This is a genomic window from Arthrobacter sp. DMZ02-1R (assembly GCF_057747935.1).
Map to the genome: position 1 here is coordinate 4,654,193 of NZ_CM173230.1, position 24,021 is coordinate 4,678,213.

Sequence of the window (24,021 nt, forward strand, 5' to 3'; positions counted from 1 at the left end):
GTGCTTCAATGGCCAAAATGGCACTAAGTGTGTGCAGAATTGCAGATATGAATCCGAATCCGGACGACCTGCTGGTCCTCCTCGCCGTATCGCGCTCAGGTAAGTTCACGACGGCGGCCCAAGCCCTGGGATGGAACCACACCACCGTTTCCCGCAGGATCGCCGCGCTGGAAAAGGCGCTGGGCGGCCGGGTCCTCGCGCGGGCCGCAGGGGGCTGGGAAGTCACGGAACTCGGCGCCGAAGCCGTGGGCGTGGCGGAGCGGATCGAAGCTGCGGTGGGCACGCTGGGAGCGGAAGACCGCGCACCGGACCCCATTGCCGGCGTCGTACGCATGACCGCAACTGACGGTTTCAGCGCATACATCGCGGCACCGGCCGTGGCGCGCTTGCGGCGATCGCATCCCGGGCTCACTGTCGAGATCATCACGGTGACCCGCAGGGCACTCCAGCAGCGCTCCGGCCTTGACGTGGAGGTGGTGGTGGGCGAGCCGCAGGTGCACCGGGCGGAGGCGCTGCTGCTGGGCGAGTACATGCTCGGGATGTATGCCTCGAGGGAGTACCTGGCTTTCCACGGCGTACCCTCCACCGTGGAGGAGCTGACGCAGCACCAGCTGGTTTATTTCGTGGATTCCATGCTTCAAGTGGACGATCTCGATGCCCCTCGCAGGCTGGTCCCGTCCATGCGCGACGGCTTGAGTTCCACCAACGTCTTCGTCCATGTGGAGGCGACGCGCGCGGGGGCCGGCATCGGGTTCCTGCCGTGTTTCATGGCGGACCGGCACCCGGACCTGGTCCGGCTTCTGCCCTCGGACTTCGCGGAGCTACTCCCCTATTGGATGGTCCTGCGGCCGGACTCGATGCGCCGCCCGGCTGTCGCCGCCGTCGTACACGCCCTCCAGGAGGAGACGGCCGCGCACCGGGAACTGCTGCTGGCGCGCCGCTGACCCTCGCTCACATATCAGCCCCCACCGACGGACCCTCACTCACATATGAGCCCAAATGAAGGAACCCTCCTTCAGATCAACTGCAGGAGGATTCGTCGTTTGGCCCCAAGATCTGCAGGAGGATTCGTCGTTTGGCCCCAAGATCTGCAGGAGGATCGGCCGAAAGGGCCCCAAAGGTGAGCGGGCGTCAGGCGGCCGGCAAGGGGTCGTGGCGGATCTGGGCGCCGACGGCGAAGGCCCGGACCCGGGCATCGTCCCAGATGTGGGCGGGAACTGCGCCGCCCAATAGTTTGCGGGCCAGCTGGGGATCGTCACCGAAGCGCTGGTGGCTGCCGGCCATGATCATGTTGCCGTACCGGCGTCCCTTGAGCATCGCTGGGTCGGCGATGATCATGGTGTGCTCGAAGGTGTCCGCGATAGTGGCGGCATCCTCTCGGGCGTTCTTGAGGTCCGGAGCGTCTCCGGAATTCACGATATACAGCCCGCCAGGAGCAAGCACCCCCTGTGCGTGATGGTTGAATTCCCGGGTTGTGAGCGCCCGCGGGGTGAAGGCGCCGGCAAAAACATCCCGAATGATGAGGTCACGCGTATCCGGGGTGAGGCTCTCGGTGACCTCCCTCGCTTCACCCACGCGGATTCGAAGCAACGGGGCCTTGGGGAGATCGAACCAGCCGCGCACGTATTCAGCCAGCTTGCCGTCGAGCTCCACCACCACTTGGCGCGCGTCCGGATAGGCGGCGTGGAAGTACCGCGCCAAGGAACAGGCTCCGCCGCCGAGGTGCAAGGCGCGCAGCTTCGGTTTCGACTCGGGGGGCCACTTGGATTCGACCAAAGCCGCGATCCAGCGCATGTACTCGAAGTCCAGGAACAACGGCTCTGCAACATCAATGTGCGAGCTCATCACACCGTTGATCTTAAGGAGCCAGCCGTTGGAGTTGTCAGGGTCGGCAACGAGTTCGCAGTCGCCGGTATCGATGTAGTAGACGCCTTCCACGGGACCGTCCGGCTTTGTGCCGGCAGGCACCTCGATGACTCCGGCAACCTGCCCGGCACCCCTGCTTTTGCCCCGCTTTGCCACTACAGCCGCCCTCTTCCGGTCATGCTTCAACCCTAGTTGACGCGGCTGACTTTGCGGTCAGCCGCCGACGGCGGGACGCACCATCCGGATCTCCGGCAGTTCGTGCCAATCAGGCGGCAGCAGTTGGCGCTTGCCGTCGGCTTGGAACCCGTTCTTGCGGTAGAAGGCCTGGGCGCGGGGGTTGTCTTCAAGCACCCAAAGGTAGGCGGGAGCGTTGCCGATCACGGCGTCCACCAGCGCCTGCCCTACACCCAAACCGTAAACGCGACGCAAGGTGTAGATCATCTGCAGTTCCAGCTCGCAGGGCCGGTCCTCATCCCGGGCCTGACCAGCAGAGGCTATGCCCACCAAAGCGCCTTCGGCGTCGAGGGCGAGCACCGGTTTGAAGGAGCCCGCCAAAGCTTCCCGCTGCCTCCCGATCCGGGCGTTGATGGTGGCTTCCCGGAAGGCGAAGAACTCCTCAGGCAGGAGACGGCGGTAGCTTTCGCGCCAAGCAGCCAAATGCATGCGTGTCAGGGACTCAGCATCGTCCACCGTGGCGGGACGAAGGGTAAATTCCATGGGCACAGCCTAGCGTCACAACACCCGGGCTATCGCGAACCCGTCCCAGCCCTTGGTGCCGACCGTTTGGATGGCAGTCGCGTCGAGGCGTGGATCGCTGCCCATCATCTCCAAGGCGTCAACGATGCCCGGAGCGTTCACCTCGTCCATTGAGGGATCGAGGATGGCGCCTTCCCAGATGACGTTGTCCATCACGATCACCGTGCCCGGCCGCCCGAGCCGAATGGCCCAGTCCAGGTAGTTGGAATCGTTCTCCTTGTCCGCATCAATGAAGACAAAGTCGAACGGCTCATGGCGTGCAGGATCCTCGGCGAGCGCGGCAAGCGTCTCCAACGCAGGTCCGATCCGGATATCTACTTTGTGGCCGATACCAGCCATGTCCAGGTTGGCACGGGCCACCTTGGCGTGTTCCGGCAAGTATTCGCACGTGACCAGGCGGCCGTCGTCGGGCAGTCCCTGGGCCATCCAAATCGCGCTGAACCCGGCCAGAGTACCGATTTCCAGCACGCGCCGGGCCCCGGACATCTGCACAAGCATCTTGAGCAGCTTGCCCGCGTTGGGCGCCACCTCGATGGGCGGCATCCCGGCGTCGACCGCGGATTGGACCGCGTGCGTGAGCGCCGCGTTTGGGCGGACGACGGCGGCGGACAAGTATTCCTCGACGGCTACCCAAGCGGGCTGGGCCTTGTGTTCAAGCATGGCCCCAGTCTGGCACCGGGCACGGGGCGGAGGGAAGGACTGCGGGGCACCCGCGCTGTCCAACGGGCCGGCAGGGGAGCCCTACTCCCTTTCTGCGATCGCGCTTTCCAGCCGCTCGACTTTGCCGGTGAGCTCCCCCGTGTACCCGGGGCGGATGTCCGCCTTGATCACCAGGGAGACCCTGTTTCCGTACTTGCCCACGGCCTCGGTGGCGCGCTTCACGACGTCGAACACCTCGTCCCACTCGCCTTCGATGGTGGTGAACATCGAGTCCGTCTGGTTGGGGAGTCCTGATTCACGGACCACCCTGACGGCAGCGGCGACGGCGTCGTGCACCGAGCCATCAACGGATACGGTGCCAGCAGCGGGCTGGCCGGACGGGGCAACTGAGAAGGCAAGCAACATGAATCCAGTCTTTCACGGGCAAGAATGTCACAAAACTATTGGGAGTCCCTCCGTTGCTACTGTGAACAGCATGGACCGGCCCTTAGAACGCAAGCCACTCAGAGCTGATGCTGCACGCAATGTGGACAAGATCATTACGGCTGCGCGCCAGTGCTTCCGCGAACTGGGCCCCGAGGTTCCGCTGCAGACGATCGCCACCACCGCAGGTGTTGGCCCGGCTACTCTCTTCCGAAACTTTGCTGACAAGGAACAACTCGTCCTTGCCGCACTTTCGCGGCAGCTCAGGCTGACTGTGGATCCCGTCGTGGAAGACGCCCTCGCGGGCATGGATGCGGCCGTCGGGCTCATCAACGTGATCGACGCCGTGGTGCAGGTTGCCAGCGAAGACGCGAACCTGCTTGGCGCCGTCGCCGGCCGTCGAGGGCTCCTGGTTGGCATCACGGGTGGATTGATCGATTCGATGGCTGAGTTGCTTGCCCGTGGCCAGGGCCAGGGGTCGCTGCGCCGGGATATTTCGATCGAAGACATGGTGCGCCTTGTTGCAATGCTGATCGGCGCAGTGGACACCATGGAACCGGGCTCCCGCGCCTGGGAACGGCCGGTTGCCCTCCTTGAGGACGCCATCCGCGCCGAACGCCCGTCGCGCCCCCTGCCGCCTCAAACTCCCATCCCGGGGATGACCTTCGAGGAACCAGCGCACGACGGCGGCGCGCGCCACAGCAGCGACCGTTAAGGACGCCGGGTGGCGGGTCGCCGCCGTCGCGCTCGCCAAAAACCCCAGTCAGCGCCAGCCGAGGAGCCGCAGGCAGGCTGCCGCCGCTGATCCGACGATGACCACCACAAGGAACGGCGCGCGGAGCCATAGCGCGATAGCCCCGGCAACCAGCGCGCCGAGCCTGGCGTCGAACGCGAGGGACTGCCCCGACGCCGCCGCGTTGACCACCGTCAGGGACGCCAGCAGGCCGATAGTCATGGTGCCCGCCACGCGCATCATCCGGGGACTCCGCAGCAGCTTCGCCGGCACGAAATAGCCCGAGAGCTTGGTGAGGTACGCCAGTCCGCAGGCGATCAGTATCCAGAGCCAGAGATTCATTCAGCGTTCCTTTCCTTGCTGGCCTGGTTCGCCTGGTCCGAGCGTGAACGCTGGTGCGGGTAGGGATCTACGTCGGGCTCCATGCCTTCATCGCTGCGTCCGTGACTGAACCAACCGACGGCTCCGGCCACCACGGCAGCCACCAAAATAGGCACGCCGGCCGGAACCAACGGCACCGCAATGATGGTTGCCAGAGCAGCAGCTGCGGCAATCGCCCACGGCTCACGGCCTTTGAGCCGTGGCCACAGCAACCCCAGGAACGCAGCCACCGCGGCGCCATCGAGCCCCCACTGCTTGGGGTCGCCCAAGGCATCACCTGCCAAAGCTCCGACCGCCGTGAAAATGTTCCAGAGCACGAAGATGCCGACTCCGGCGGTCCAGAAGCCTCGGCGTTGTTCATCCGGATCGCTTTGGCCTGAAGCTGTGGCCGTGGACTCATCGATGGTGATGTGGGCTTGCGGGTATTTGAGCCAACCGCTGGGGCGCAACAGCACGTTCATCTGCATCCCGTAGATGCCGTTGCGCAGGCCTAGTAGCGCGGCCGCAGTCATGGCCGCAATCCCGGAGCCGCCACCGGCCACGACGCCTATAAAGGCGAATTGCGAGCCGCCGCTGAACATGAGCAGGCTGAATGCCATGGTCTGCCAGAAATTGAATCCTGAGGCCGAGGCCAACGCCCCGAACGAGACGCCATAGAGGCCCGTTGCGATGCTGATGGAGAGGCCGACCTTTACGGCCGGGGAGTCAAGGAGTTTCATACGCCCCGCTTCACTCCGGCCAAACTCCGTGCCCACAGAATCAGCGGAAGCTGCAAGGGCAGGCGAAGTGTGTGAATCCGCCGCTCGGCCGCGGTCCCTCCGGGTGAGTACACGCGGCGGAGTGCGTCCACATGGCCGGCCAGGAACGCCGTGAACATCAGCGTAGTGCCCCGGGCTGCGGCCTTGCGTGTGGCAGGAATAAGGAGCCCGACGGCGGCGGCCGCCTCGAGCAGTCCGCTCACCGCGATCCATTCCTCCCGGGACATGACCGCCAAAGCGCCGTTCCGTGGTGTGGCTTCCTTGGCATTGGGTTCGCCGTGCTCGGCTGCAAAATCCTCACGGCATAGGTAGTCCGGGACCACCGGAGAGAAGAACTTCGGCTCCTGGAAGTGCTTCATGGCACTCGCGAACAATAGTGCGCTCAGGGCCGCCGCGGAGATTGTCTGGGTTGTCCGGGCGGACCATGAAAAAGGCATGTATTCATGCAACCACAGCCCCGCCCGGCACGATAAACGGAACGGAGCGCACTGAACCAGCAACTTCACCAGTGTTCAGAGTATTGAACCGGGTTCAGTATAGTGTTAGCTTTTCTTGGTGGCCTTTGTCCGGCAATGTCCACCGCCACAAGCCCGGCCGCCGGCCAGGACAATCGGCCCGGCAAGTGGGTCCGGCTGAAATTCAACGAGGAGTTCCATGCGCATCGCCCGACTACAGACCCCTTCCGGCCCCACGCACGCAGTCCTGCGCAACGGAAACTGGGATCACATTGAAGATCCTTTTGCCGAGACCCTCTCTTACACGGGGGAATCCAGTTCTGCCGACCAGGCCGTGCTCTTGGCTCCGGTCCGGCCTTCCGTAGTGCTTGGAATCGGGCACAACCTGGGGAACAACAACCACGTGCTGCCCATCCAAGCCTGGCACAAGTCTGTCCACAGCATCGCCGGCCCCGGTGATGACATTGTTGCCGTACGCGGCGCAGGCACGGTGAACGTGGAAGGCGAACTGGCTGCCGTCATCGGAAAGCGGGCGGAGAAGCTCACAGCCGAGAACGCCTTGAGCCACATCCTCGGATACACCGTGGTCAACGACGTCACCAACGTGGACCAGAACCAGATCGACGAAAAACTGTTCCAGGGCAAGTCCGGACCCAATTACACACCGCTGGGCCCTTGGATCGAGACCGACGTCGAGGATCCGGACAACGTCAGCACCGAGGTAGTGGTCAACGGCGAAGTCAAGGCCCGCTCCGGTTCCTTCAACCTGCCGTCCTCCATCACGGATTGCCTTGTCTACGTCACTGAATGGCTGACCCTGGAGCCCGGCGACATCATCATGACGGGGGCACCGAACACTTTCGTGGCTGTGCAGCCCGGCGACAGGGTGGACATCACGCTGGGCGGCATCGGAACCCTCAGCAACACGGTCATCTGACTGGCAGTTGGGACCCTAAAGCTGGGCGAGAACCTGCGCCGGCTTGTTGGTGGTGATCTCGTGGATTCCCAGGCCTTGGCAGAGGGCAACATCGTTTTCCGAATCAACGGTCCACACCCGGAAGCGTCGGCCTGATTCCAGCCAACGCTGAACGGTGCGGGCGTGTTTGCGGACGTAGTCGATACCCGGGCCAGCCAGTCCGACTTCGCAGTCGTCCAGGATCCGTTCGCCCTCCTGCTGGGCCGCCTTCATTACGTTGGCCACAGCTCCCCCGGTGATGACGCCCAAGCCAAGTTCATCGCGGACTTCTTCCACCGTGACGTCATCCACTAGCTGGCAAATGTGCTCCGCGGGAACGAACTGGAGCAAGTGCTTGACGGAATCCGGGCTGAAACTCATGAAGGAAACCTGGATGTTGTCCAGCATGGACGTCTCCGGGTTCCACCCTTCACTGCGCAGGAGCTCCAGCACGCGGTCTTCAAGCTTGAGCTGGTATGGGCTGGGGTGCTTGAGCTCAATGGCCAGGCCGATGTCCCTGCCGGCGCCGCGCAGGACCTCCAGCAGTTCAGCGAGCGTCAGCAGCTGCTCCGACTTTGCGCCGTACTGCTCCGGAATCCTCGCCCCTTTCCAGGAGGAGAAGTCGAGTTGGCGGAGCTCTTCCAGCGTCTTTTCGGCCACCGGGCCTGTTCCGTCAGAGGTACGGTCCAGGTTTGCATCGTGGAGCAGGACAACGTGCTGGTCCCGGGTCAGGTGCACATCGCACTCGACCCCGTCGGCGCCGTCGGCGATTGCCTTCAGGTACGCGGCACGCGTGTGCTCCGCGAACGCGGCACTGGCTCCGCGGTGGGCGTAGACCATGGGCCGCTGGTTTTGCTCCGTGCTTTCGTCTGGGCGACCAGGCTTGTCATTCGTCATGGGGACACGTTAGCCCACGCCGATGACAGCCACAGGGCTACGCTGGGCACATGCAGGTGAACTCTGAACAAATCCCGGCGACAGACAGCGCCCTCCCGGAAAAAGCCCCCCGGCACACAGGTGCCAGGACCGCCTCAACGGTTGCGGCCGGCGTCGGGCAACGGAACGGTGACGCTGAAAAGGCGGCTGCCTTGCGTCGGATGAAGTCGGTGGCGCTGGCGCTCCTGATCGTCATGGCTGTAGTTTTCACAGCCGCTTTCGCCTTGCAAAAGCAGTATCCGTGGATGGAATATGTGCGGGCAGCTGCCGAGGGCGGCATGGTGGGAGGTTTGGCCGACTGGTTCGCAGTCACTGCGCTGTTCAAGTACCCCATGGGCCTCAAAATCCCGCACACGGCCATCATTCCTCGGCGCAAGGACCAGATCGGCGCCTCGCTCGGGGAGTTCGTGGAGACAAATTTCCTGTCCGAGCAGGTGGTCCAGGAGAAGCTCGCGAGCGTGGACATCGCCCGGAAAGCCGGCACGTGGCTCGCTTCCCCGGGCGGCGCCGAGCGCGTCGCTAAGGAGGGTTCAGCGCTGATCCGTGGCGCGTTCACCGTGCTGAACGACGACGACGTCCAGGCAGTAATCGAGGGCATGGTCCGCAAGCACGTGCTCACTCCGCCATGGGGACCGCCCGTGGGCCGGATGGCGGAACGGATCTTTGCCGACGGCCACCACCATAAGCTCGTGGACCTGCTGGTTGACCGCGCGGCGGATTGGGTGGAAGCGAACCACTCCACGGTGAACCGGCTCGTCTCCGACCGTTCTCCCCTGTGGGTTCCGTCCTTCGTGGACGACATCGTGGGCGACAGGGTCTACAACGAGATCGCCAAGTTCGTCCGGGCGGTGCAGCAGGATCCCGATCACCAAGTGCGCCAATCGATCGATACATACCTCAACGATCTCGCCCAGGATTTGCAGCACGATCCTGCAATGATTGCCCGGGCCGAGGGCATCAAAACCCAGATCCTTGGCGATCCCGAGGTCCGCGAACTAGCCTCCCGCACGTGGGGCACTATCAAGAACGCGCTGCTCACCGCCGTCGACGATCCCGATAGCGAGCTGACACAGCGTTTCAATAGCGCCGTGCGGGACTTCGGTTCGCGGCTTGTCAGCGACGACGAACTGGCGGGCAAGGTCAATGCCTGGATCGGTGACGCTGCCGGGTACCTCGTGAACACGTACCGCTCGGAGATCGCCGGGGTCATCACGGACACCGTGGCGCGCTGGGATGCCGAGGAAACATCGCAAAAGATCGAGCTCCAGGTGGGCAAGGACCTGCAATACATCCGTATCAACGGCACTGTGGTTGGCTCCCTGGCCGGGCTGGCGATCTTCACCGTGGCGCACCTGGTATTCGGCTGACGCGGGCCCCTCGACCAGGAAGGGACATGCCCGCCCCTAGCGGCAAGCGATGGACATAATGCCAACATGTCCACTCCTCGCAGCCAGGAAGGGACATGTCCAACGCGGCGTACCCAGTAGCAAGAATGGGACATGCCCACTCCAACTACCCACCAACGGACATAATGCCAACATGTCCACTCCTCGCAGCCAGAGGGGCATGTCCAACGCGGCGCGGGCACCAGGAAGGGACATGTCCACTTTTGAGTGGCTCGGAGGCGCATGTCCAGTGAAGGGGACCCTCAGCCCAGGAAACGGATCCGCTGGCCCGGGCGGGCCTGACCCAACAAGTCCAGATCCGTGCGGCGCACCACGGCAATCACCGGGTAGCCGCCCGTCACGGGATGATCAGCCAGGAATACCGTGGGTAGGCCCGACGGCGGCACCTGCAGTGCGCCTAGCACCATGCCTTCGCTGGGCAGTTCCTCGTGCCGAGTCTGGGTGAGCGGTCGGCCCACCAGTCGGGCGCCGATCCTGTTGGAATCAGGCGACAGGATCCAGTCCTGGCTGACGAGGCGGCGCCAGGAGTCGTGGTCGAACCAGTCTGCACGCGGGCCGCGATCCACGCGGGCAGTGATGGCGCGCCCGGGATCAGGAGCGCGGCGGATGGCAGGAACTGCGGCTACGTTGTTGAGAGGCCAAGGGCCCGTACTGAATCCTGAACCGTTGTCCAACGAAACACGGCCGATCCCCAACTGCTCCCCCGATTTCAGCGGCGCCGGGCCTTCGCCGGAAAGCATGTCCGTGCTGCTTGAGCCGAGGAGTTTGGGCGCATCGATCCCGCCCTGGACAGCAAGGTAGTATCGCAGTCCGAACAGCGGAACCCCGAAATCCAGCACAGCTCCCGGAGCCACGCGGACGGCTTGGTTCAAGGACATTTCGGCACCATTGAGTGTCACGATTCCCTCGGCACCTGTCACCGCAACAGTCGACGCCGTGACGAACCGCAAGCGCAGCCCGCCCAGCAATATTTCCAACCCGGCCGCCTCCACAGGATTTCCCACCAGCAGATTGGCGAGGCGAAGAGACTGCCGGTCCAAGGCGCCGGAAGGGCTCAGTCCCAAGGAAGCCCAGCCCTGCCTGCCGAGATCTTCCACCAGGGTGAGCGGGCCGGGGTTCACCACCACAATCGCCATCAGGCCTCCACGAACCGGACCACGTCGCCCGGCCGGATCAGCGCGGGGTCCGCTTTGGACGCATCCCAAAGTGCCGCCGTCGTGGTTCCGATCAGCTGCCAGCCGCCCGGCGAAGATCGTGGGTAGACGCCGCTGAACTCGCCCGCAAGACCAACAGCGCCGGCTGGCACAGCGGTGCGTGGGGTGTTCCGACGCGGGACGCGGAGCCGCTCATGCGTCGTGACCAGATAGACGAAGCCGGGCGCAAAGCCGGAAAAAGCGGCCGTCCATTCCGAGGACGTGTGAAGCTCGACCACCTCGGCCTCGCTCATGCTGAGGAACTGTGCCGTCTCGGCAAGGTCGGGGCCTCCGTAGGACACCTCGATGGTCACTTCCCGGCCCGAGCTGACGGCGTCGCGTGCCGGCTCGGCGGATTCCAGCCAGTCGCGGACCTCTGCGGGACGGATTGCCCCAGGATCGAAGGTGACCAGGACAGTCCGGGCGGCAGGCACGACGTCGATGATCCCCCGCGGTAGGGAAAGGCTCGCGGCCGCGCCGGCCCCGGTCAGCCCACGATAGTACGCTACGACTGCATTGAGGTCCGGCAGTTCCACCAAGAATGCGCTGTCCCCGCAGGGCAAAAGGGCCCGGCCGCTGACGCCGCGCGAACCAGCGCCGGGCGAACCAGCGCCGCGCGAACCAAGAACCTCAGGCGAAGGATTCAATCTCCACACCAGCTTCCTCAAGGCCGGCGCGCACCGCCGCAGCGAGCTCAACAGCACCAGGGGTGTCGCCATGGATGCACAGCGAGTCGGGCTTCACGCGCACCACAGTTCCGTCCACGGCCAGCACCTCGCCCCGCACAGCAAAGCGCACGGCCCGCTCAACCACGGTGGCGGCGTCGTGCACCAGTGCGCCTTCCTGCGAGCGCGGCACCAGGGTGCCGTCCGGCATATAGCCGCGGTCCACGAAAGCCTCCCGGAACACCGGGTGGCCGGATTCTTCGGCGAGGCGCAGGAACGCGGAACCCGGCAGGCCAAGGACGGGAAGCCCGGGATCGTAGGCGTGCACGGCGGCAACTACGGCTTCTGCTTGCTCCACGTCGTGGACGATCCTGTTGTAAAGAGCGCCGTGCGGTTTCACGTAGTCCACGGAGGCGCCCACCGCGTGGGCCATGCCGTCCAGGGCACCGAGCTGGTAGAGGACGTCGCCGAAGAGCTCATCGAAGGACATATCCATCGCACGACGGCCGAAGCCGTGCAGGTCGCGGTAGCCCACATGGGCGCCTACACGGACGTCGAGTTCGAAGGCCGCACGGCAGCTGTCCAGCATGGTCACTGGGTCGCCGGCATGGAAGCCGCAAGCGACGTTGGCGCTACTGACAATCCGGAACATCGGGGCGTCGTTCCCCATGATCCAGGAGCCGAACGACTCCCCCGAATCAGCGTTGAGATCCACTATTTTCCGCCTTCCAGCGCGTTCTGGCGGGCGGCTGGGACCAGCTCGCCCGGGATGGTGTCCGGCATGGGACCGAATGCTTCCCTCGCCGCGGCCGCCACCGCACGCCCCATGATGCGGTTCCCGACTCCGCCCACCACGGCGCCGACGCCGAAAGGCAGCGCGCGGCCGAGGAAAGCGGCGCCTTGGCGCCTGACCAGCCTCTTGAGGAAGGCGCGCTGGATGGCATCACGAATGACCCCGAATCCGCCGCCGGGCAGCTTCTTGGTTAGGGTCTTGCCCCAGGCCTGGGTCACGCCTTTGCCCTTGCCAAGCGATTGGCCGCTGAGCGAGCCGAGCAGGGCGGTGCCCTCTTCGCCGAGCATGATAGCCATGACCATGGTGCGGGCACGGTCAGGATCGGTCAGGCGGATGCCGTGGAGTTCGGCCAAAGAAGCGGCGTAAAGCGCGGTGCCTTCCAGGAAGCCGATGGTGGCCACGGCCGACAGGCCCAGCGAGGCCGCCGTACCGATGCCGGGCACGACGGCGGTCGCCCCGACGGCGGCACCCCCGCCAGTGACTGCGGCGAGGTAGTCGCGCTCCAGTTTGGCGGCCAGCTGCGCCGCGGTGGCCTGCGGGTGTTTGCGCTGCAGACGACGCAGGTTCGCCAGGACAAGGGGACGCTGTACCTCGACGGCGCGAAGCAGCACATTGTGGACACCGGGCTTGGTGTTGCCGTTGGCGTCGAACACGGCGTTATGGGCGGTTTCCTGCGCAATCTTCACTGCCGGATTGGGTCGCTTGGCCATTCTTCACCTCTGCATTCAGCCGTTGGATTCTTGCGTTAGTTCCTTGGCCTAGCCTAGGCCACGCGCCCCCTCCCCGGCGTAGACTTTAAGGCGTTCGCGGGAACAGTCCACCGAAGGACAGGAAGTATCCGGAATGAAGAAGTCAGCAGAGCCCAACGACGTCCGCCACCACAGTGACGCCCCTGCCGAAGGGGAAACCGAGGGCTGGGTGTCCCACGATACCGGCCTTCATAGCCAGGAACCTGCCGAAGGGCCGGATACCGACGACGCCCCGGAATAATAGCGTTCAGCCTACGCAATCCTGGGGCTAGAAGTGGCTTCGCACGGAGTGCTCGTCCCCCCGGGGGATACCCACCCGGGGCAATTGTTGGCGCGCGTCCTCGAGGAACTGCGCGCTTTGGAGAAGCACGACGCCGCGAGCTTCCGTGCCGTCCGCCGCAGAGTTTCGGCGGAGATCTCCACTCTGGACGCCGCGGTCGTCTTCAGTCTCGCCGAAGGCCTGGTGGAAGCCGGCTTTGAGTGGGAGGGATGGGAGTTCATCAATGCCCATCGTGCGGCTTTCGCCGAACTCACGCCGGCCCGTTTGAAAGAGCTGGGGGCAGGCATCGCCTCCTGGGGCCAGGCCGATGCCTTCGCGACCATCTTGGTGGGGCCCGCGTGGCGCGAAGGGCTCATCTCGGACTCCGACGTCGACGGATGGGCACGGAGCCCGGACCACTGGTGGCGTCGTATCGCGCTTGTTTCCACCACTGTGCTCAACACCAGGTCGCGGTGGGGAACCGGTGATACGCAACGCACGCTCGCCGTCGTCGGCATCTTGATCAATGATCGCGACGACACCGTAGTCAAGGCAGCCAGCTGGGCGTTGCGGTCCTTGGTGCCGTGGGATCCGCGCGCCGTCCGAACCTTCCTGGAATCGCATGAGACCGAGCTCGCCGCCCGAGTGAAGCGCGAGGTGCGTACCAAGCTCGAGACCGGATTGAAATCGCGCCGGCGCAGCGTCCACGGCACTGATCTTTCCAAATGAAGCGTCCGCTGTTCCGTGACCGGTTGGTGGGCCCACTCCGGCGAGGGCCCCGGCCTGAGCTTGCGAAGGGTGGGAGCCGGAGGGGATGGCGGCCATGCACATAGCCTTCATCTGTCTGCCGGCGTCGGGCCATGTGAACCCGACCTTGCCAGTGGTTGCAGAGCTGGTCCAGCGTGGCCACCGGGTCACCTATGCGACGTCGCCGAAGTACGCGAAGGCGGTTGAATCTGCCGGCGCCGCCTTCTTTCCCAGCGGAGAAGATCTTGCAACGTTCCTCCCCCGACGCCTAGGTTCCGCTGATGGCGGTCCGGCACCGTCACCCATGACGGGCATGTTTGCCGGAATGGGATCCGGGATGATGTCGGGACTGCTGGAGCGGATTCTTGAGGGCGCGAAGAAGGAATTCCCCACACTGCTGGCCCGCCTCGCGGAGGACCCGCCGGACGGGATCTGCTACGACGCCATGACCTTGTCGGGCAAGATGGCTGCCGCGAAGCTGGCCTTGCCAGATATTGCGTTGCTTCCGAGCTATGCCACCAATGACCATTTCTCGATGAGGGACCTCATGCCGGCTCCGCCGTCGGCTGACATGCTCGAAGCCTGGAAACAGGTGGGCCAGCGGATCCATGAGTTCGCCGCCGAACAGGGTGTGGGCCATCTGCAATTCATGGGAGGTCCCCCTGCATCGTTGAACATCTCCTTCATCCCGAGGGAATTCCAGCCCTCGGGAGAGACTTTCGATGCCAGGTTCCACTTCGTGGGCCCCTGCCTCGGTCCGCGGGGAAACGAGGAGGCCTGGCGGCCCCGGGCCGAGGACTCGCCACTGCTGTTTATCTCATTGGGCACTACCCCGTTGAATGACCGGCCGGATTTCTTCAGGATGTGCCTCGAAGGATTTGCCGGCACCCCATGGCAGGTAGCCATGGCGATCGGCGACCGGGTCGAGGCGTCCGAGCTCGGGGACATCCCGGATAACTTTGACGTACGTCCTTTCTTTCCGCAGTTGCAAGTCCTGAGCCATGCCAACGCATTCCTCTCCCACACCGGGATGAATTCGACCATGGAGGCGCTGTACTTTGCGGTGCCGTTGGTGGCCTTCCCGCTGCAGCCAGAACAGCAGGCCAACGCGCGCCGGGTGGAGGACTTGGGACTCGGCCGCCGCCTCCCTCTTGAAGGGCTCACTCCCGAACTGATTCGGGAAACGGTCATTGAAGTCAGCGAGGATCCGGCGATTCGGGGCAACCTCGACGCAATGGGCGCACGCGTCCGCGGTTCCGGAGGAGCACCCGCAGCTGCCGACGCAATCGAGGACTTCCTCGCTCCATCTTCGACGTGAATACGGTTTTTGAATTGCCCCGTTTCGGGAACGTGCTGGAACGCCAGACGTGTCCGGGGAATCGATGAATGGATCGAGGACCAGAACTTCGCACGCGCAACCGGGTTCTGCAGCCGAATACTACTTCGTCAACGCTGCCGATCATCTCGAGACTCCGGCTCTTGATTCATGGGGCCATTGGTCCCGGTATTGGTCTGTGGTCCCCAGACCGGCGCTGAAGGCTTCCAGGAGATCGCGGCCTGTGTCCCAGCGTCCTAGGGAGCTCGCGGCGTTGATGTGGCCGAGCGGTCCGGCAACGAGGAGCCTCGCTCCCCATCTGGCTGCCAGATCCCGAGTTGCCGGCAAGGTCGCATAGGGGTCGGTTGTGGATGCTATGACCAGCGTTGGCACGGACAGGCGTGTCAGGCGCGACGAGAAAGAATGGGCAGCGGAAGGGAACAGCGAGCCGTGACGGTCCGGTGGTGCGACGAGAAATGCTCCGGTCGCTGCGCCTTCAGCTGCGTTCACAAGCCAAGACGCCACCGCGAGGCAGCCAAGGCTGTGAGCGACCAAGATAGTCTCAGCCGAGGCTTTAGCGGAAATAGAAGAGATCCAGTTCCTCTCGTCGGGTTCGTCCCAAGAGGCCGGTTCGATGCGGTCAGCCAGCGGCTTGAGTTCCTGTTCCCATAGAGACTGCCAATGAGAATCCTCCGAACCGCCTATTCCCGGAACCATAAGGTAGCGCATGAATATTCCAATCTCACGATGCCGCAGAGCGTTCAGTACAAGCTTCATGGAAGCATGCTGCATAAGCCGGGGCCTGTCGATCTGATGATTCATAATCAAATGGTGGAGAAACACAGTAGTTCACTTGACCAAACGGACCTTGAAATTATCAGTATCCTCCGGCACGAAGGCAGAGCCGGTGGCGCCGATATTGGACGACGGGTCAATCTGTCCCAGCCTGCCGTTTCAGCCCGGATCAAGCGGCTTGAAGAATCAGGAGTCATCCTCGGCTACCACGCCGAGCTGGACCACCAACGGCTCGGACTTACGATTCATGCCGTCGCGCGGCTCCGGACAACGCAAGCCAGCATCGCTCCGGCCCTGGAACTTTTCGCCGGGCTGCCCGAGATTGTTCGAATCTACCGGCTTACCGGTGAGGACTGCTTTCTGCTCGACCTCTTTGTCTCTGATGCGTTAAGGCTTGAGACCATTGTTGACGCCATCGCCCGTTTCGGCCCGGTCACAACTTCCCTGGTATTGCGCGACTACACCCTTCCCGGCCGAGACCTGCAGTAAAGCTGGCCAACAAATCGCCCCGTCTCCCTCACCACAAGCAATCGGCAACTCGCGGGGTGGTCCTGGTTCAAGCCGTCACGCCGGTCCTGAATCAAACTGCACTTCGCAGATGAGCACTTCGCCGGCCACCCATCGGGCGCCGTTCGGCCCCATAGTTTATAAATACGGAACATTGGTTGAATATTGCGGCTATTGATGGTGCGTCTGCCTAGGTGCCGGGTAGCTCGACCGTGCAAACGCACATATTCAGGTCGGTCACGGTGCCCTTAGTCTCTAATTCGAATGTTGTGCAAATCACAATGTGCGCGCGGCTGCCATCATTGGCAGCGGTCGGATCCCAGAGGGGCCGACTCGAGTTCAAGGGAAGATGGATTTTGACCACCTCAACAACGGGCCAGGCCCAAAGCGGCGGACTTGAAGTCCGCTCTATCGACTACGTCCCGTTGGACGAGCGCCACGGGAAAGTCTCCAGTATTGGGCCGCTGTGGTTCATGAGCAACGCGCAGATCGCCACGCTGGCGGTGGGGCTCATCGGCATCACAACGGGCGGGAACCTGATCTGGTCCCTGATCGCGATCGCCATCGGTGTGCTCGTCGGGACGCTCTTCATGGCGGCCCACTCCTCTCAGGGGCCTCAACTGGGTCTGCCTCAAATGATCCAGTCCCGCCCGCAGTTCGGCTACGTCGGCGCTCTCCTGGTCTGGCTCTTTGCCTACCTCCAGTACGCAGGCTTCAACATCTTCAACACGGTGCTGGCCGGGCAGGCCATCGCTGGCTCCGTTCACGTCGGTTCGGACAACCTATGGTTCTGGGTCGTGACGGTAGTCGCCGTCGTCGTCGCCCTTTTCGGGTACGACCTGATCCACCGCTTCGAGCGCTACCTGACCTATCTCACGATCGCGATGCTAGCGCTGCTGACCATAGCGGCACTCACCAAGCTCGACCTACCTGCCGATGCGCTCAACCTCGGCGACTTCCAGCCGGTGCCTTTCCTCGCCCAGTTGGGTGTCGCCGCGGGATACCAGATTTCGTGGGCGATCTACGTTTCGGACTATTCCCGGTACCTGCCGCCGAGCGCCGCGCGCCGAACCTTCAGCTACACCTTCTGGGGCAGCGCGCTCGGCGGAATCTGGGTGATGTTCCTCGGAGCGTTCATCGCCTCTTCCGCGGGCAAGGATTTCGACACCATTGGATCTATCCAGGCCACGGCGGACAAGCTTTTCGGCGGCTTCGGCTCGATCGCGCTCTTCATCGCCGCCCTCGGCCTCGTCTCCGTCACTGCGCTGAACATGTACGGCGGCTCGCTGACCCTCATCTCCTCAATCGACAGCCTCCGGAAGATCAAGCCGACCCTCAAGCTGCGGATCGTCACCATCGCGATCACCGCCGCCATCTCCGTGGTCCTCGCCAACATCGCCTCCGACGACTTCCTGGCCAACTTCAACGACTTCCTTCTGCTGGTGCTGTACTTCTTCATCCCCTGGACCGCAGTGAATCTCACGGACTACTTCGTCGTCAGGAAGGGCCACTACGCCATCGCCGAGATCTTCAAGCCCAACGGCATTTACGGCCGCTGGGGCTGGCCCGGCATCATCTCCTACCTCGTCGGCTTCGCGGTCATGGTTCCCTTCTTCTCCGCTGGAAAGCTCTTCGTCGGTCCCGTGGCCCAGGCGATGAGCGGGGCAGACATCTCCCTGTTCATCGGGCTGCCCGTCGCCGCCGTGCTCTACTGGCTTCTCGCGCGTAAGACGAATGTCGCGGCCGAAAGCGAGGTCGCAGAAGCTGAAGAAGCCGCCCTCGACATCGCCGCGCACGAGCACGTGATGCCGTAGCACCACGGACCGCTGACGGACGACGGCGCCGCGCCCCACCGAGGCGAGCGGCGCCGTCGTGCTTAACCCGCCGTCGGCATGACATCCTCGAATTGCTCCAGTCACGGCGACGGGCCGACCCAGGCAGCCCGTTGACCAGTACCTGCACGAACAACGGGTTCCGCTAAGCTCCTCACTCTGGGAAAAGAGTCAGGCAAACGGGACGGCGCTGGTAATTACTCGTTTGGAGGGCCCGTAGGCGGTTCGCCGTTGGCCGCCCGGAGATAGACGTCTGCAAGGTGCCTCAGGTGCGGCACCAGGGCCGCTGGTGACTCAACCGTAAAATTCATGCCGAGCATACCGATGTACGCGGCGATGGTCTCAAGGCTGTCGGCGCCGGTGACCAGCACGGATTCGGTGTCGGAGATCGACTCCACGACCCCCACCGCATGGTTGATCCGGGCCAGCACGGCCTCGGCGGGCGCGGCGATGCGGAGGCGTGCGTGCACTTTCCACCCGCTTGCGGCGATCGAACGCATCGCGAAGGCTGTGTAGTCGCCACCTGGCAGCTTGGCGGGAGAGAACCGGCGGCGGGTGGGCATCCGCGGCTCTATCCAGTCTGCGCGGAAGACGCCCCATTCAGCCGACTTCGGGTCACGCCCCACCAGGTACCAGCGCCGCTGCCAGTTCAGCAGACGATAGGGTTCCACGAGCATGGATGTGCCGCGGTCATCGAACCGGAACCATTCGACGTCGCGGATCGCGGCGGCAATGGCGGCGAGGACCGAGTGGTTGACTTCGGGGTCGGGGGCATCCGTTCCGATGTTCTCGGGCGCACGGTCGACTTTCGAGAGAGCCGTGACGGTTGGCCGCAGCCGCGACGGCAGCACCTGCTCGAGTTTCGCGAGGGCGCGGGCACTCGATTCTGCAATGCCGGCGATGCCGGTTGCCGAACGCAGGCCGATTGCGACGGCGACGGCCTCCTCGTCGTCGAGGAGGAGCGGCGGGAGTTTGCCGCCGGCACCGAGACGATAGCCGCCGGCAGCCCCGCGGGTCGCTTCGACCGGGTAGCCGAGCTCCCGCAAACGGTCGATGTCCTTGCGCATGGTGCGCGTGGAAACGCCGAGGCGTGCGGCGAGGTCGGCGCCCGTCCAGTCGGCCCGGGACTGCAGAAGAGAGAGGAGCGCCAGGAGGCGTTCAGCTGTGGAGGACATCGGGTGAGATTCCTGCTTCCATTAGGAAGAAACGGTTCCTATATGCACCGTACCGTCGTAGGCATGACGAACATCACAGACACCAGCATCGACATCCGCAACTTCCGCCTCGACGTTCCCCAGGCCGAACTCGAAGACCTCATGGAACGCCTCGCCCGGACCCGGCTGCCCCAAGCAGCACCCGGTGACGACTGGGACACCGGGACCCCGAACTCCTACCTACGCGAGGCCCTGGACGTGTGGACCACCAGCTTCGACTGGCGTGCCGAGGAAGCGCGCATCAACGCCGTGCCGCACTTTACGACCGACATCGACGGGCAGCAGATCCACTTCATCCACGTGCGCTCACCGCATCCGGGCGCAACACCGCTCCTCCTGGCGCACACCTACCCCGGATCATCCATCGACTACCTCGACATGATCGAGGAACTCACCGATCCTGTGTCACACGGCGGCCGTGCAGAGGACGCCTTCGACGTGGTGATCCCGGATGCTCCCGGTTACGGCTTCTCCACCCCCGTCGCCGACGCCGGCTGGACCACCGCACGCGTGGCCCGCGCCTATGACGTCCTCATGCGCGGGCTCGGATACGCCCAGTACGGAATCCATGGTTCCGACAACGGCGCGATGGTGGCCCGCGAGCTCGGGCTGCTGAACCCCGACGGATTCCTCGGCCTCCACGTACTGCAGCTCTTCTCGTTCCCGTCGGGTGACCCGAGCGAGTTCGAACGGCTCGAACCGCAAGACCATGCAGGCCTCGCGCACATGCAGTGGTTCCAGTCCGTCGGGGGCTACAACACCATGAACACGAGCCGGCCACAGACCGTCGCGGCGGCCTCAGCGACTCGCCGGTGGGACTGCTGGCCTACAGCGAGCTGTTCAACTCTTTCGGCAACGGCACCTCGCTCGTGCCGCTTGAGAAAATCCTCACTGAAGTCACCGTAAACTGGTTCGCGAATGCCGCGGCAGGCATGAGCCGAAGCTACTACGAAAACGCCCGCACCCAGGCCGAGCCACGCGTGAACGCAGCCCCCACCGGCGTCGCAGTCTTCAAGGACGACTTCCAGACGATCCGGGTCTTCGCCGAGCGCGACAACTCAAACATCGTGCAGTGGAGCCGATTCGAAGAAGGCGGACACTTCGCCGCCCTGGAGCTGCCATCACTCGTAGCCGGCGACATTCGCACATTCTTCGCAACGTTGCGCTCCGCGCAGTAACTGCCGGCATCACGACGCGGTCGCCAGCGAGTGTGCGCGGCCGCGTCGGAGCCCCGGCGCACTCTCAATCAGGACAACAGCTGACCTATTTGCCCCGCATGGTGTGGGCAAAACAAACGCATTCCGCTGAATGGAGATTCTGGTGACAAGTATTCCTGGTGGCAAAGCCACCCTGACCCCCTACATCGTGGCGCACGGTGCCGGGGCTTTCCTCGCGTTCATCGAGAAGGCCTTCGACGCCGACGTCTACCTCCGGGTCCCCAACCCGGACGGGAGCATCGGGCACGCCGAGGCAAAGATCGGATCGTCGGTACTGATGACCTTCGACGCATCGCCGGATTGGCCGGCCACGCCAAGTTTTCTCAGCGCATATGTGGACGACGTGGACGCCACCATCGATCGTGCGGTCACCGCAGGAGCCGTCATTGTCACCGACGTGATGGAGTCCGCCATCACCGGCGATCGCGGCGGTCGCCTCCGCGACCCCATCGGCAACGTCTGGTGGGTGCAAACCCACCAGCGGGACGTCTCTGAATCCGAGATGCAGACCGCCTTCGGAGACCACGGCGAACTGACCAAGATCCGTTCGGCGCAGGAGTCCTTCGACACCGAGATGAGGTCCAGACGGATCGACTGACGCACACGGTCGAGGCACGTCGGGCGCCCTCCCCGAGCCTCGCCTCCCTTTCAGCGACCAACCCCCTGCCTTAATCGATGCGACGCCCCTGGCTTCCACGATGTGCACGCTGAAGGATTGGGCAACGGATTTTGCTCACGGCCAACCCGGCGTCCATAAGCCGCCGGTTTGGCCCGCAACTTAGGCTTGGGGCATGGACACCATCTCTAGCGCTGACGAACTCGAAGACCTGATCGGGCTGCCGCTCAAGCGTGTGCGCCGGAAGGTGCGCACCTCGCTCAGCGATTTCGACAGGCAATGGCTGGCCGCCAGCCCCTTCTGCGTCATCTCGACGACGGACGCGCATGGTCGTGTGGATGCCTCACCGAAAGGCGATCCTGCCGGTTTCATCCGGGTGTTGGATGACCACACCATCGCTATCCCGGAACGTCCAGGCAACAAGCTCGTGTTCGGCTTCCACAACATCCTGGAGAACCCAAACGTCGGCATACTTTCCGTGGTTCCGGGTCGTACGGATACCTTGCGGATCAACGGGACGGCACAAATTGTCCGCGATGCCGGCTTCTTCGACCTGATGGTGGTCAAAAGGGCACCGGCCGCGGGCCGCCGTGGTGGTTTCCGTGGAGGAAGTGTTCACCCACTGCGGCAAAGCGTTCTTGCGTAGCGGGCTGTGGCAGCCCGAGACCTGGGATACAGACGGACTGCCGAGCATCGCGGTGCTCTCGAAGGCCTACACGCAACCCGAAACCCCGTTGGAGGAGCTTGAGTCCTATTACGGGCCGTCGTACGCCGAGCAGATTTATCGGGAGTAGGCAGACTCAGGCCAGGTAGACCGATGCCCGGCCCAGACTTGACCGCAAACCGCACGTCCATGCCCTGAGCAAGTCTCACTCTACAGAAAATCAGACCTGCTCCTCGATCCCGACGAGAGTACGCCCCGGCAGCGTCGACCGCGGCCGAGACGTTGAACGAGTCAGCGCCCGGTGAAGGATCCTAGTGGACCGTGCCGCAGAGGGTTCGGGTTGCGACCCAGAGAAGGCCCATTGACAGCGGTTCCATAGGAGCGTCCCATGTGAGTACGGGAAGCACCGATCTCCTTACCGGTTCAAGGAGCTAGAGCGAATGTCACGTGAACTGGCTATATGGTTCCTCAGAATTATTCCGCTACTCGGCGTCGTTGCTGCAGGCGTTGTCTACTATTTATTGGCCAAGCGCCGCGGACCCGTGTCCTATCCGCCTGGTAGGGGACTGCGGTTATTCGACAAAGACGGCAATGAGATCAAGAGCCTCCCGCTCAGGATTGTCACCGCCGTCGCGCTTGCCTGTGGGGTGATAGCGGTCTTAGCCATGGTCATTCTTCCTTTCACAATTCCGTAAGCGCACGGCAGCACGGGGCCAACGGAGACTCAGCCTCACGACTCCTGAGCCCAGACGCGCAATATGCGCGCAAGCGGTTCGGCCAAGCGGACGCCAAGGAACGGGTGACCGCTTTGGCATGCGTGCCGAGAGTGTCATCCCAGGGAGACGGGGCAGGTTTTCGCTGGATCCTCGGGCAGGACTAAGGGCTGCCGAGCCTTGGCCAAAAGGGGTCGACAGCCCCTAGTCCTGTCCGAGGTCGCGGACAAACTGTGCGAATCCGGGAATGGTGAATTCGAGGGTGCCGCGTCGGCTGGCTTGGAGGAATCCCTTGTCGATCAGCCTCGCGCGGGGCACGGAGAGGCTTTCGCTGCTCACACCAAGGATCCTTGCAACGTCGGTGCGGCGGACCGCGTCGTCAGCGATCGAGGCCATCGCAGCCATGAAGTCGCGTTCCCCAGCGGAGGCGTTAGCCCACCTCGCTCGGAAGAGGGCCTCCAAATCTGCCTCCATGGCGTCGCGTCCGATGCGCACGTGGGCAGCGGTGATAACCACGCCCGGGTCCGGGCGTCCGGCTGCGGCCCAAGCGGCGTCTCCGATGAGCTGGACCATGTAGGGATAGCCGCTCGCGACCGCGACGGCTTCCTCAAGCGCGTCCCGTTCCCAGTGCACCCCGAGCTCTTGCGCCGGGACAGCGAGAGCAAGCTCTTCAGCAGCAGGCTCGAGCGGTGGGAGCGGCCGGTAGGCGAACCGTTCGCTGAACGTGACCGCGGCAGCGACGGCGTCCGAAACATTCGGAAGCCCGGCGGTGAGGACCGCCGCGGGCACGTCCGCCCCCTCAGCCTGCAGATGCTGCCATGTGTACGCGAGTGTGCGAAGGCCCTCGGGGTCTGCTGACTGGATCTCGTCGATGAGAATCACCAGTCCGCTGTGACCGTCACCGGCGGCCGCGGCTCGCACCAGCGCTTCGAAGGCCCGGCTGTCCGCGGGAGCCGACGCGTCCTCTGCGGTGCGGAGGGTCGCGTCCGCTCCGGCAATACCAGGCAGGCCGATGCGCACAGTGAGGCTCTCGAGGCGCGAATGGACGGCCTTGCGGGCCTCCTCGCGCCATCCTGCCGTTGCCCGTGAGACCTCGGCGGCGACCTGTGGAATGAGGCCGCCACTTTCCCCTGCCGTGACCCAGATTGTGAGTACGCCGCGCTCCTGCGCACGGCGCTGGTATTGGCGCAGCAAGGACGTCTTCCCGAAGCCGCGGGGAGCATGATCGACGCGGATCCTGCCTACAAGGCGCCGCAGGTCCACCAGATAGGAAAGCCGTTCATCGAAGTCGGCCAGCTGCTGGACCCGGCCGGGAATCGTGCGCGCGATCTCACCGGGTGTGTATGGACTGGGCTGCATAAGCACCTCTCATTATCGTTTGTTATAGAACAATATCTCTATAACAAACGATAA

The 24,021-nt window shown here is 64.0% G+C and carries 30 protein-coding genes; 15 read left to right on the plus strand and 15 right to left on the minus strand.

Annotation, left to right across the window (positions count from 1 at the left end; genetic code table 11):
* Window positions 1-47 precede the first annotated feature (47 nt).
* On the plus strand, window positions 48-944 hold the full coding sequence (locus AC3ANQ_RS22100) for a LysR family transcriptional regulator (RefSeq protein WP_488303020.1): 897 nt from the start codon (window positions 48-50) through the stop codon (window positions 942-944).
* A 187-nt stretch (window positions 945-1,131) separates the two neighbouring features.
* Here AC3ANQ_RS22100 and AC3ANQ_RS22105 read toward each other — a convergent pair whose 3' ends face one another.
* The 4 genes from AC3ANQ_RS22105 to AC3ANQ_RS22120 form a co-directional block, all read right to left on the minus strand.
* On the minus strand, window positions 1,132-2,022 hold the full coding sequence (locus AC3ANQ_RS22105) for a spermidine synthase (RefSeq protein WP_488303021.1): 891 nt from the start codon (window positions 2,020-2,022) through the stop codon (window positions 1,132-1,134).
* Between the two features lie 57 nt (window positions 2,023-2,079).
* Complete coding sequence (locus AC3ANQ_RS22110; protein ID WP_488303022.1) at window positions 2,080-2,583, minus strand: GNAT family N-acetyltransferase; 504 nt, start codon at window positions 2,581-2,583, stop codon at window positions 2,080-2,082.
* 15 nt (window positions 2,584-2,598) lie between these two features.
* Window positions 2,599-3,282, minus strand: coding sequence for an O-methyltransferase (locus AC3ANQ_RS22115; RefSeq protein ID WP_488303023.1), 684 nt, complete (start codon window positions 3,280-3,282; stop codon window positions 2,599-2,601).
* Between the two features lie 81 nt (window positions 3,283-3,363).
* Complete coding sequence (locus AC3ANQ_RS22120) at window positions 3,364-3,687, minus strand: thiamine-binding protein (protein WP_488303024.1); 324 nt, start codon at window positions 3,685-3,687, stop codon at window positions 3,364-3,366.
* Window positions 3,688-3,757: 70 nt separating this feature from the next.
* On the opposite strand from AC3ANQ_RS22120, the gene AC3ANQ_RS22125 reads away from it, so the two are divergent.
* Complete coding sequence (locus AC3ANQ_RS22125; protein ID WP_488303025.1) at window positions 3,758-4,420, plus strand: TetR/AcrR family transcriptional regulator; 663 nt, start codon at window positions 3,758-3,760, stop codon at window positions 4,418-4,420.
* Window positions 4,421-4,468: 48 nt separating this feature from the next.
* Here AC3ANQ_RS22125 and AC3ANQ_RS22130 read toward each other — a convergent pair whose 3' ends face one another.
* Genes AC3ANQ_RS22130 through AC3ANQ_RS22140 form a run of 3 tightly spaced genes read right to left on the minus strand, consistent with a single transcriptional unit; the run spans window position 4,469 to window position 6,014 of the window.
* On the minus strand, window positions 4,469-4,780 hold the full coding sequence (locus AC3ANQ_RS22130; RefSeq protein ID WP_488303026.1) for an AzlD domain-containing protein: 312 nt from the start codon (window positions 4,778-4,780) through the stop codon (window positions 4,469-4,471).
* Window positions 4,777-5,538 carry an AzlC family ABC transporter permease gene (locus AC3ANQ_RS22135; RefSeq protein ID WP_488303027.1) on the minus strand — a complete coding sequence of 254 codons (762 nt, stop codon included), beginning with the start codon at window positions 5,536-5,538 and terminating at the stop codon, window positions 4,777-4,779. The genes AC3ANQ_RS22130 and AC3ANQ_RS22135 overlap by 4 nt, the downstream gene beginning before the upstream one ends.
* Window positions 5,535-6,014, minus strand: coding sequence for a DoxX family protein (locus AC3ANQ_RS22140; RefSeq protein ID WP_488303028.1), 480 nt, complete (start codon window positions 6,012-6,014; stop codon window positions 5,535-5,537). The genes AC3ANQ_RS22135 and AC3ANQ_RS22140 overlap by 4 nt, the downstream gene beginning before the upstream one ends.
* Before the next feature lie 217 nt (window positions 6,015-6,231).
* On the opposite strand from AC3ANQ_RS22140, the gene AC3ANQ_RS22145 reads away from it, so the two are divergent.
* Window positions 6,232-6,969, plus strand: coding sequence for a fumarylacetoacetate hydrolase family protein (locus AC3ANQ_RS22145; protein ID WP_488303029.1), 738 nt, complete (start codon window positions 6,232-6,234; stop codon window positions 6,967-6,969).
* 15 nt (window positions 6,970-6,984) lie between these two features.
* Here the strand turns inward: AC3ANQ_RS22145 and AC3ANQ_RS22150 are convergent, their stop codons facing one another.
* Entirely contained in the window at window positions 6,985-7,884 is a 900-nt protein-coding gene (locus tag AC3ANQ_RS22150) for a glycerophosphodiester phosphodiesterase (RefSeq protein WP_488303030.1), read from the minus strand.
* Window positions 7,885-8,084: 200 nt separating this feature from the next.
* Between AC3ANQ_RS22150 and AC3ANQ_RS22155 the strand changes: the two genes are divergently transcribed.
* Complete coding sequence (locus tag AC3ANQ_RS22155) at window positions 8,085-9,290, plus strand: DUF445 domain-containing protein (protein ID WP_488305393.1); 1,206 nt, start codon at window positions 8,085-8,087, stop codon at window positions 9,288-9,290.
* Between the two features lie 281 nt (window positions 9,291-9,571).
* Here AC3ANQ_RS22155 and AC3ANQ_RS22160 read toward each other — a convergent pair whose 3' ends face one another.
* Genes AC3ANQ_RS22160 through AC3ANQ_RS22175 form a run of 4 tightly spaced genes read right to left on the minus strand, consistent with a single transcriptional unit; the run spans window position 9,572 to window position 12,690 of the window.
* Complete coding sequence (locus tag AC3ANQ_RS22160; protein ID WP_488303031.1) at window positions 9,572-10,465, minus strand: 5-oxoprolinase subunit C family protein; 894 nt, start codon at window positions 10,463-10,465, stop codon at window positions 9,572-9,574.
* Window positions 10,465-11,178 carry a 5-oxoprolinase subunit PxpB gene (pxpB, locus tag AC3ANQ_RS22165; protein ID WP_488303032.1) on the minus strand — a complete coding sequence of 238 codons (714 nt, stop codon included), beginning with the start codon at window positions 11,176-11,178 and terminating at the stop codon, window positions 10,465-10,467. Before pxpB ends, AC3ANQ_RS22160 begins: the two co-directional genes overlap by 1 nt.
* Window positions 11,153-11,902, minus strand: a complete 750-nt coding sequence (locus AC3ANQ_RS22170; protein WP_488303033.1) for a LamB/YcsF family protein — start codon at window positions 11,900-11,902, stop codon at window positions 11,153-11,155. Before AC3ANQ_RS22170 ends, pxpB begins: the two co-directional genes overlap by 26 nt.
* Window positions 11,902-12,690 carry a hypothetical protein gene (locus tag AC3ANQ_RS22175; RefSeq protein ID WP_488303034.1) on the minus strand — a complete coding sequence of 263 codons (789 nt, stop codon included), beginning with the start codon at window positions 12,688-12,690 and terminating at the stop codon, window positions 11,902-11,904. The genes AC3ANQ_RS22170 and AC3ANQ_RS22175 overlap by 1 nt, the downstream gene beginning before the upstream one ends.
* Before the next feature lie 133 nt (window positions 12,691-12,823).
* Between AC3ANQ_RS22175 and AC3ANQ_RS22180 the strand changes: the two genes are divergently transcribed.
* From AC3ANQ_RS22180 to AC3ANQ_RS22190, 3 genes are all read left to right on the plus strand, one after another.
* A complete protein-coding gene (locus AC3ANQ_RS22180; RefSeq protein WP_488303035.1) occupies window positions 12,824-12,970 on the plus strand; it encodes a hypothetical protein in 147 nt (48 codons plus the stop codon).
* Window positions 12,971-13,003: 33 nt separating this feature from the next.
* Window positions 13,004-13,717 carry a DNA alkylation repair protein gene (locus tag AC3ANQ_RS22185; protein ID WP_488303036.1) on the plus strand — a complete coding sequence of 238 codons (714 nt, stop codon included), beginning with the start codon at window positions 13,004-13,006 and terminating at the stop codon, window positions 13,715-13,717.
* 94 nt (window positions 13,718-13,811) lie between these two features.
* Window positions 13,812-15,053, plus strand: coding sequence for a macrolide family glycosyltransferase (locus AC3ANQ_RS22190; RefSeq protein WP_488303037.1), 1,242 nt, complete (start codon window positions 13,812-13,814; stop codon window positions 15,051-15,053).
* A gap of 141 nt (window positions 15,054-15,194) precedes the next feature.
* On the opposite strand, the gene AC3ANQ_RS22195 is transcribed toward AC3ANQ_RS22190, so the two are convergent.
* Entirely contained in the window at window positions 15,195-15,842 is a 648-nt protein-coding gene (locus tag AC3ANQ_RS22195; protein WP_488303038.1) for an RBBP9/YdeN family alpha/beta hydrolase, read from the minus strand.
* Here AC3ANQ_RS22195 and AC3ANQ_RS22200 point away from each other — a divergent pair.
* Together AC3ANQ_RS22200 and AC3ANQ_RS22205 are read left to right on the plus strand one after the other, a co-directional pair.
* The gene (locus tag AC3ANQ_RS22200; RefSeq protein ID WP_488303039.1) at window positions 15,732-16,334 is read left to right on the plus strand and encodes an Lrp/AsnC family transcriptional regulator; all 603 of its coding nucleotides are present in this window, start codon (window positions 15,732-15,734) and stop codon (window positions 16,332-16,334) included. The genes AC3ANQ_RS22195 and AC3ANQ_RS22200 overlap by 111 nt on opposite strands.
* Before the next feature lie 374 nt (window positions 16,335-16,708).
* A complete protein-coding gene (locus tag AC3ANQ_RS22205; RefSeq protein WP_488303040.1) occupies window positions 16,709-18,166 on the plus strand; it encodes a purine-cytosine permease family protein in 1,458 nt (485 codons plus the stop codon).
* Window positions 18,167-18,381: 215 nt separating this feature from the next.
* On the opposite strand, the gene AC3ANQ_RS22210 is transcribed toward AC3ANQ_RS22205, so the two are convergent.
* Complete coding sequence (locus tag AC3ANQ_RS22210; RefSeq protein WP_488303041.1) at window positions 18,382-19,359, minus strand: helix-turn-helix transcriptional regulator; 978 nt, start codon at window positions 19,357-19,359, stop codon at window positions 18,382-18,384.
* Window positions 19,360-19,422: 63 nt separating this feature from the next.
* Between AC3ANQ_RS22210 and AC3ANQ_RS22215 the strand changes: the two genes are divergently transcribed.
* The 6 genes from AC3ANQ_RS22215 to AC3ANQ_RS22240 all read left to right on the plus strand — a co-directional run bounded on the left by AC3ANQ_RS22215 (window position 19,423) and on the right by AC3ANQ_RS22240 (window position 22,590).
* Window positions 19,423-20,304, plus strand: coding sequence for an epoxide hydrolase family protein (locus AC3ANQ_RS22215; protein ID WP_488303042.1), 882 nt, complete (start codon window positions 19,423-19,425; stop codon window positions 20,302-20,304).
* Complete coding sequence (locus AC3ANQ_RS22220; RefSeq protein ID WP_488303043.1) at window positions 20,268-20,576, plus strand: alpha/beta fold hydrolase; 309 nt, start codon at window positions 20,268-20,270, stop codon at window positions 20,574-20,576. The genes AC3ANQ_RS22215 and AC3ANQ_RS22220 overlap by 37 nt, the downstream gene beginning before the upstream one ends.
* A 142-nt stretch (window positions 20,577-20,718) precedes the next feature.
* The gene (locus AC3ANQ_RS22225) at window positions 20,719-21,213 is read left to right on the plus strand and encodes a VOC family protein (RefSeq protein ID WP_488303044.1); all 495 of its coding nucleotides are present in this window, start codon (window positions 20,719-20,721) and stop codon (window positions 21,211-21,213) included.
* A 193-nt stretch (window positions 21,214-21,406) separates the two neighbouring features.
* Window positions 21,407-21,877, plus strand: coding sequence for a pyridoxamine 5'-phosphate oxidase family protein (locus AC3ANQ_RS22230; protein ID WP_488303045.1), 471 nt, complete (start codon window positions 21,407-21,409; stop codon window positions 21,875-21,877).
* A complete protein-coding gene (locus AC3ANQ_RS22235) occupies window positions 21,870-22,025 on the plus strand; it encodes a hypothetical protein (RefSeq protein ID WP_488303046.1) in 156 nt (51 codons plus the stop codon). The genes AC3ANQ_RS22230 and AC3ANQ_RS22235 overlap by 8 nt, the downstream gene beginning before the upstream one ends.
* A gap of 310 nt (window positions 22,026-22,335) precedes the next feature.
* A complete protein-coding gene (locus AC3ANQ_RS22240; protein ID WP_488303047.1) occupies window positions 22,336-22,590 on the plus strand; it encodes a hypothetical protein in 255 nt (84 codons plus the stop codon).
* Window positions 22,591-22,812: 222 nt separating this feature from the next.
* Here AC3ANQ_RS22240 and AC3ANQ_RS22245 read toward each other — a convergent pair whose 3' ends face one another.
* Window positions 22,813-23,967 carry an ATP-binding protein gene (locus AC3ANQ_RS22245; RefSeq protein WP_488303048.1) on the minus strand — a complete coding sequence of 385 codons (1,155 nt, stop codon included), beginning with the start codon at window positions 23,965-23,967 and terminating at the stop codon, window positions 22,813-22,815.
* Between the last annotated feature and the right edge of the window lie 54 nt (window positions 23,968-24,021).